Origin of the sequence: Arthrobacter sp. H41 (genome assembly GCF_000520535.1) — a bacterium.
In the GTDB taxonomy this organism is placed as follows: Bacteria; Actinomycetota; Actinomycetes; order Actinomycetales; family Micrococcaceae; genus Arthrobacter_D.
The window spans coordinates 46,935-54,663 of sequence record NZ_KI914786.1; the positions used below are offsets into that span (position 1 = coordinate 46,935).

7 protein-coding genes are annotated in these 7,729 nt (G+C 66.4%); 3 read left to right on the forward strand and 4 right to left on the reverse strand.

Features of this window, described 5'->3' with window-relative positions:
* On the forward strand, positions 1-1,383 hold a 1,383-nt coding region (locus Y705_RS18245), incomplete at its 5' end, for a [protein-PII] uridylyltransferase family protein (protein WP_253908532.1).
* Between the two features lie 313 nt (positions 1,384-1,696).
* Here Y705_RS18245 and glnA read toward each other — a convergent pair.
* Complete coding sequence (gene glnA / locus Y705_RS0107575; RefSeq protein ID WP_026532422.1) at positions 1,697-3,121, reverse strand: type I glutamate--ammonia ligase; 1,425 nt, start codon at positions 3,119-3,121, stop codon at positions 1,697-1,699.
* A 253-nt stretch (positions 3,122-3,374) separates the two neighbouring features.
* Here glnA and Y705_RS0107580 point away from each other — a divergent pair, with 253 nt between their 5' ends.
* Positions 3,375-3,812, forward strand: a complete 438-nt coding sequence (locus tag Y705_RS0107580) for an RDD family protein (protein WP_026532423.1) — start codon at positions 3,375-3,377, stop codon at positions 3,810-3,812.
* 24 nt (positions 3,813-3,836) lie between these two features.
* On the opposite strand, the gene Y705_RS0107585 is transcribed toward Y705_RS0107580, so the two are convergent.
* From Y705_RS0107585 to lipB, 3 genes are all read right to left on the reverse strand, one after another.
* Entirely contained in the window at positions 3,837-4,586 is a 750-nt protein-coding gene (locus Y705_RS0107585) for a DUF4191 domain-containing protein (protein WP_026532424.1), read from the reverse strand.
* A 68-nt stretch (positions 4,587-4,654) separates the two neighbouring features.
* A complete protein-coding gene (gene lipA, locus Y705_RS0107590) occupies positions 4,655-5,656 on the reverse strand; it encodes a lipoyl synthase (protein WP_026532425.1) in 1,002 nt (333 codons plus the stop codon).
* Positions 5,653-6,375, reverse strand: a complete 723-nt coding sequence (gene lipB, locus Y705_RS0107595) for a lipoyl(octanoyl) transferase LipB (protein WP_026532426.1) — start codon at positions 6,373-6,375, stop codon at positions 5,653-5,655. Before lipB ends, lipA begins: the two co-directional genes overlap by 4 nt.
* An 83-nt stretch (positions 6,376-6,458) precedes the next feature.
* On the opposite strand from lipB, the gene Y705_RS18250 reads away from it, so the two are divergent.
* A partial coding sequence (locus Y705_RS18250) for a serine/threonine-protein kinase (RefSeq protein WP_155849971.1) occupies positions 6,459-7,729 on the forward strand: 1,271 nt, incomplete at its 3' end.

A 7,729-nucleotide genomic window follows, 5' to 3' on the forward strand; every position in this document is an offset into this window, starting at 1 on the left:
CGGGCCGTGCTGCAGCGCCAGCTCCTGCCGATCCTGCTGGCCTGGTTCGCCGACGGCGTCGATCCCGACGCCGGGCTGCTGGGCTTCAGGCGGCTGAGTGAGTCACTGGGGGAGAGCCACTGGTACCTCGGGATGCTCCGGGACTCGAAGGCCGCCGCTGAACGGCTCTGCGTGGTGCTTTCGAGCAGCCGGTTCATCACCGACCTGCTCGAGGTCTCCCCGGAATCGACCAAGTGGCTGGGGTCCGACGCCGAGCTTGTCCCCGACAGCTTCGATGTGCAGTGGCAGGAGATCCAGTCCAAGATGTCCCGCCACCCGGAGCCGTTGGAGGCGATGCGGCTCATCCGGCTGATCCGCCGCCGTGAACTCCTCCGGATCGCGATCGCCGACAGCGCAGGACTGCTGACCCAGCCCGAGGTGGGCCATGCACTCTCCGACGCCGACCGGGCTGCCGTCCTCGGGGCGCTGCACGTCGCGGAAAAGGCCGTTCACGCCACCGAGGAGCGCGTGACCGACGTCGTCGTGATGGCCATGGGACGCCAGGGCGGCGGAGAGATCACCTACGGGTCCGACGCCGACGTCGTCTACGTCCACCGGCCGCACCCCGGCGCCGATGCCGCAGCCGCACAGCAGCAGGCCGAAAAGGTGGTCGCGCAGCTCGCGGCCCTCCTGACCCAACCCTGCAAGCCGCCCGTTCTCGCCGAGCGGGTGCTGGAGATCGATGCCGCCCTGCGGCCGGAGGGCAAGCAGGGGCCGATGGTGCGGTCGCTCGATTCCTTCCGGGAGTACTACAGGCGGTGGTCGCTGATCTGGGAGGCCCAGGCGCTGCTCCGCGCGCGGCCGCTCGCCGGAGACGACGCGCTCGCCCGGGATTTCCTCGCGCTGATCGACCCCATCCGCTATCCCGCCGAGTTGTCCGATACCGACCTGCGGGAGATCCGCCGGATCAAGGCCCGCGTGGAAGCGGAGCGCCTGCCGCGCGGTGCCGATCCGTCACGTCACCTGAAGCTCGGTCGCGGAGCCCTGAGCGACGTCGAATGGCTGGTCCAGCTTCTGCAGCTGCGGCATGCGCACGCCGCACCTTCCCTGAGGACGCCGTCGACGCTCGAGGCAATGGACGCGCTGGGGGATGCCGACCTGTTGCCTCGGGAGGACCTCGAGACTCTCCGGCGGAGCTGGTGCCTTGCCACTCGCATCCGTGCGGCGAACGTCATCTGGAGCGGTCGCAGCTCGGACCTCCTGCCCTCCTCGCGCCGTGACCTCGAGGCGGTGGCGCGCTGGTGCGGGTACGGGCCCGAGAGCGGAGCCCAGCTCGAGGAGGACTACCTCCGCCTGACCCGTCGCAGCCGTGCGGTCTTCGAGCGCCACTTCTACGGGTACTGACGCCCGGTGGCTTTCACGGGGAGGGGTGCACCATGACGGCCGATTCCGGCCGGCGTGCATCAGACCTTCCGGCATTGGTCGCCGGAGTCCCTTGATAACCGGCGTGTCGCAGCGCGGCACGCCGTCCTGGTGCTCGATGGTGGCAATTGTCGAGAGGTTCGGTCCGCGGATCCGGGTTGCGGACGACGTGGAACCCGGAAACCGCTCCTCCCGCCGCGTGACGTGAGCGCAGTCGCCCTCACGACGAAACGGTCGCCGCAACCCCCGGAATCGGAGACTTGCAGCGACCGCTCGGGCTCACACAGCGCTGGGGCTACACCCCGTAGTACAGCTCGAACTCGTAGGGGTTCGGGCGCAGCGACAGGGGACGGATCTCCATCTCGCGCTTGTAGTCCACCCAGGTGTCGATGAGGTCCTGCGTGAAGACGCCGCCGGCCTGAAGGAACTCGTTGTCCGCCTCGAGGGCGAGCAGCGCCTCCTCAAGGGACCCGGGAGCCTTCTGGATATCCTTGGCCTCTTCGGCAGGAAGCTCGTAAAGGTCCTTGTCGATCGGGTCGGCCGGCTCGATGCGGTTCTTGATCCCGTCGAGCCCGGCCATCAGCTGGGCGGCGAAGGCGAGGTACGGGTTGGACGAGGGGTCCGGTGCGCGGAACTCGATGCGCTTGGCCTTGGGGTTGGAACCGGTAATGGGGATTCGGATGCCGGCCGAGCGGTTGCCCTGGGAATAGACCATGTTGACCGGGGCTTCGAAGCCCTTGACCAGGCGGCGGTAGGAGTTGACGGTCGGGTTGGTGAAGGCGAGGACGGCGGAGGCGTGCTTCAGCAGGCCGCCGATGTACCAGCGGGCCATGTCGGAGAGGCCTGCGTAACCCTTTTCGTCGTAGAAAAGCGGAACGCCGCCGCTCCACAGCGACTGGTGGCAGTGCATGCCCGAGCCGTTGTCACCGAAGACCGGCTTCGGCATGAACGTGGCTGACTTGCCCCACGCATCGGAGACGTTCTTGACGATGTACTTGAACTTCTGCAGATCGTCGGCCGCGTGGGTCATGGTGGTGAATTTGTAGTTGATCTCGGCCTGGCCTGCGCCGCCGACCTCGTGGTGCGAGCGCTCGACCTCAAGGCCCGCCTTGTCCAGCTCCACGCAGATGGCGTCGCGAAGGTCCGCCTGTTTGTCGACGGGGGACACCGGGAAGTAGCCGCCCTTGAACGGCGTCTTGTTGCCGAGGTTGCCGCCGATTTCCTCGCGGCCGCTGTTCCAGGGCGCTTCGATCGAGTCGACCTTGTAGAAGCTGCCCTGCGGTGAGGACTCGTACTGGACGTTGTCGAAGATGAAGAATTCTGCCTCGGACGCGAAGAACGCGGTATCCGCGATGCCGGTGGACGCCAGGTAGGCCTCCGCCCGTTCCGCCACGCCGCGGGGGTCGCGGTGGTAAGGATCACCGGTGCGCGGGTTGACGATCGAGAAGTTCAGGGCGAGGGTCTTCTCGGTCCGGAATGGATCGATGAACGCCGTGGTGACGTCCGGAATCAGCTGCATGTCCGACTCGGCGATGCCCTGGAAGCCGCGGATGGAGGAGCCGTCGAACAGTTGGCCGTGAACGAAGAAGTCAGCGTCGACCGACTTCGCCGGCACGTTGAAGTGCTGCTGCACCCCGGGTAGGTCGGTGAATCGGACGTCGACGAACTTGACCTCTTCGTCAGCGATGTATTTGAGGACTTCGTCCGCATTCTTGAACATCGATTTATGCTCCTTACGCATGGCTGTGGGGGTGAACGGGCCGCACGGAGTGCCGCCGGTAACTTGTTCCAACTGTAGGCGCGCAGGGTTACCCGCCGGTGTCGGCTTTGTTTCCGGCTCGTTTCCTGGCCGGTGGGAGTACTTCGGTGTTCTTCGAGCCTAGCCCCAATGCGTCCCATGGTGCAGATGCATGGTGCAGGTGCGCGGCTCTCCGGCGCACGGCAGGCGCCTCGACCCGCAGTAATCTTGAAGGGTGGTCAATAGAAACGACGTCGGATCCTGGTTGAACGGCCCACCACCCGCGGGCGGCTCCGCCTGGCCGGGTCAACGCCTCGGGCGCCCGCAGGGCGGGCCGGGCTCGATCGCGCGGCTGGGACCCCGCATCGGAGCGATCGCCATCGACTGGGCCCTCTGCTCACTGGTCTCTGCCGCGTTCTTCAACTGGGACAGCCTGGCGACCCTGCTGGTCTTCCTCGTCGAGCAGATCCTGCTCGTGGGCTTCTTCGGCTACAGCATCGGTCACCGGGTGTTCCGCATGCAGGTGCAGACCCTCGAAGGCCGCCCGGCGGGATATCTGACCGCCACCGTCCGCGCGGTCCTCGTGTGCCTGGTGGTCCCGGCACTCATCTTCGACGTCGATCAGCGCGGACTCCACGATCGGGTACGCGGAACGGCGCTCGTCCGTATCTAGTGCCCTCGGTCCAGGTTCGAACCCCTAGCGTCCGCGCATCGCCTTACGGTCCGGGCGCGCCTTGAAGGGGTCTACTCCCTTGGGGATCGGAAGTTTCGTGCCGAGTGCGGCAAGCCGCTTGTCCACGGCGTGGACTTCCTGCTTCGTGAGTGACTTCTTGAGCTTCTGGATGGTCTTCGGAACCTTGGCAAGCGCCACCTGTCCCTCATCCCGTCCTGTCTCGAGGACATGGACCGGCACGTTCGGGACGATGCGGTTCATCTTGCGGCGCTCACCGTCGACGAGCTGTTTGATCCGTGCTGACGGACCCTCGGACACGAGGATGATTCCGGGCCGTCCGATGACGCGGAACACCGCGTCCTGGGTGCGGGGATTCACCGCAACCGGCTGCTCCTGAAGGATCCAGCCCCTGCGCAGTACGCTGAGTGCTGCTCCCGCTGCTCCCGGTTTTCCTTCGATCTGGGAGAACGCGGCACGTTCCGCTTTCCGCGAAAGAATGAAGATTGCGGCAAGGAAGGCGAGCGGCAAGGAAATGAGGAGAAGCGTGATGATGTTCTGGATCAGCACGCCGATCAGCAGGCCGACGGCCACGATGCCCACGAAGGCCAGCAGCATGAACCACACCACGCTGGGGTCGTTCCGGCGCGTCATCTTGAAGACTTCGACGATCTGCTTCATCCGCCCGGTCTTCTTCGGCCCTTTCGCGGCCCTGGGCTTGCGGGAGAACAGACGCCGTTTGGGCGCGGGGGAGGAGGAATCAGTGCTGTGCGACATAGTTCTACAATCCTACGTGATGGCCGCGGCCCCGAGATCGGGCACCGCCGGCGGCAACGGGCAGGACCCTAGCCTGCGAGGAGGGTGGATGCTTCCTGCAGGGTTGAGCCCGAGTCTTCGATGTGCGCGAGTTCGGGGGGCAGCTCGAGGCCCTTCCTGCGCATCGCTCCGGCCCACAACCTGCCAGCACGGTATGAGGAGCGCACCAGCGGACCAGCCATGACGCCGAGGAACCCGATCTCCTCGGCTTCGTTCCGCAGGTCCACGAACTCGCCGGGCTTCACCCAGCGGTCGACAGGGAGGTGCCGCTCGCTCGGGCGAAGGTACTGGTTGATGGTGATGAGGTCGCAGCCGGCGTCGTGCAGGTCGCGGAGCGCTTCGGAGATTTCCGCCCGGGTTTCGCCCATTCCGAGGATCAGGTTCGACTTCGTCACCATGCCGAGGTCCCGGCCCTGCGTGAGAACGTCGAGCGAGCGCTGGTAGCGGAACGCAGGCCGGATCTTCTTGAAGATCCGGGGTACGGTCTCCACGTTGTGGGCGAAGACCTCGGGAGCCGCATCGCAGATGGCGGAGATGTGTTCGGGGCGGCCGGAGAAGTCCGGGATCAGGATCTCGACGCCGGTGCCGGGGTTCATGCTGTGGATCTGGCGGATGGTCTCGGCATAGAGCCAGACGCCCTCGTCGGGAAGATCGTCCCGCGCCACTCCGGTCACGGTGGCGTAGCGGAGGTTCATCGACTTCACGGATTGCGCTACCTTGAACGGCTCGCTCCGATCCAGCGGCTGGGGCTTGCCTGTGTCGATCTGGCAGAAATCGCAGCGGCGGGTGCACTCGGAACCACCGATGAGGAACGTTGCCTCGCGGTCCTCCCAGCACTCGAAGATGTTGGGGCAGCCGGCCTCCTCGCACACTGTGTGGAGGCCCTCCTTCTTGACCAAATTCTTCATCGCGACGAACTCAGGACCGATATTGACCTTGGCCTTGATCCAGTCCGGTTTGCGCTCGACGGGCGTCTCGGCGTTACGCGCTTCGATGCGCAGCAGGCGGCGGCCTTCGGGGGCGAGACTCACAGGAAAGCTCCTTCCGGCTGGTACGACCCAGCTCGGCTAGCTGCCCCGACGAGGCGGGCACAAGCTGCCTCGTCGAGAACCAATAATGATTCATTCTTACGCAGTTCGTCTTCAATACGCGAAACGATATCGAGTGGAGTGACGGTCCGCCCGGTCTCTGCGGAGATGGTGGTCACCCCGGCGTCGGCGATTCCGCAGGGGACGATCTGCTGGAACGGTGCCAGGTCATTGCTGCAATTGATGGCGAAGCCGTGCATCGTCACCCTGCGCTTGACGCGGATGCCGACGGCGGCGATCTTCCGTTCCGGACGTTCCCCGTCCGCCGCGATCCACACCCCGGACCGGCCTTCGACGCGGATCCCCTCGAGGCCGTAATCCCTCAGGACAGTGATTATTATCTCCTCGAGGAGATCGACGTAGCCGGCGACTTTCGTCGGCTCCGGCAGGGCGAGGATCGGGTAACCCACGAGTTGACCGGGCCCGTGCCAGGTGAGTTTGCCGCCGCGGTCCGCCGGCACGACGGGGGTGCCGTCGAGGGGCCGCTCGTGGTCCTCGGTCCGCTTGCCGGCCGTATACACCGCTGTGTGCTCAAGCAGCAGGACGGTGCTGGGTGAAGCGCCTTCCACGACGGCGGAGTGCAACTGCTGCTGGCGGCTCCAGCCGTCTTCGTACCCGATGAAATGCGGGGAGAATCCGATCCGCAAGAGCTCAAGAGTCATATCTCAAGGGTAGACCTTGGCGCGATGTCGAATTGCCTGTGGATAACCGTCTGGCACGGTGCAGGCTGGTCTAGAACTGATGAATGGACTATCGCACGGAGAACGAGCGCGACGGCGGCGAGGACGGCGACGGCTTCCTGCCGCCCCGGATCGCGGGGTTCCGGACGGGGCGCCTGCTCGGCCGGGGTGGGAGCGCCCTGGTATGGCTCATCGAGGGCGTCACCACCGGGGAGCCTTTCGCCCTGAAGGTCACGACGTCGAGCGCTTCCGGTATGAACCCGACCGACGGCCTGCCAGGCCCGGGCAATCTCTCGGAGGGGAGCCTTGCGGATTCCGGCGGAGCCGGGACCGACGCAGGCCGTGAACTGCGACTGCTGCAGCGGTTCGCGCATGAGCACCTGATTCGGGTTCACGAGTTGGTACTCACGGACCAGGGGCCCACCGTCCGGTTGGATTACGCTCCGGGCGGTTCACTGCTGCAGCTTGTCGCGAGCCGGGGTCCGTTGCCGGTCGGTGAAGCTGTCACCGTCCTTGCCCCCATTGCGCAGGCCCTGGCCTACCTGCATTCAGAGGGGGCTGCACACGGCGATGTGTCGCCCGGCAATATCCTCTTCACTGCCGAAGGAAAACCGCTCCTCAGCGACCTGGGGGTGGGACGCCTGCTGGGGGAGGGCACCGGTGCAGCGTTCGGGACGCCCGGCTTCACCCGGCCCCCTATCGGACGAGGGAGGCACTCGGGGGTCAGCTCCGGTGGACCGGAGCTCGATACGGGGATGGATGTCTTCGCCCTCGCCGCGGTGGCCTGGTTCGTCCTGACAGGGCGGGCGCCGGGCCCCGCCGCCGAAAGGGCTCCGCTGTCGCTTCTGGTACCCGGTGTCCCGGCCCAGCTGATGGAACTCATCGAAGCGGGGCTTTCGGAAGCCGATCTGCAGCGGCCCACCGCTGCCGAGTTCGCAAGTATCGTCCTGGGTTCCGGAACCCCCCTGCCCGTCGACCTCGTCGGCTCGGTCCACGAAAGTGTCCTCCCCCAGCTGCGAACCCGGCGGAACGACCAGAACAAGGACCTCGGCAGGCGACGACGGCCGGGCCGGGAAACCGCACAGCCTGGCGGCAGGATCGGACGAAGTAACGCCCGGAAGCCGCGGAGCGGGGGCGGCTTGCCGATCCGAGGAATCATCGGCGGCGGCGCCGCAGCCCTGCTGCTGGGAGGAGGGCTGGCGTTCGGCGTCCCCATTCTGACGTCCGGCGGCGCGATCTCCGGCATCATCCCGGAACTGCCGGTGATGCCTGCTACGCCCGATCGGACCGGTCAACCCGCGCAGCCGGATGCAGGCGCCCTGCCGGCCGGTCCGCC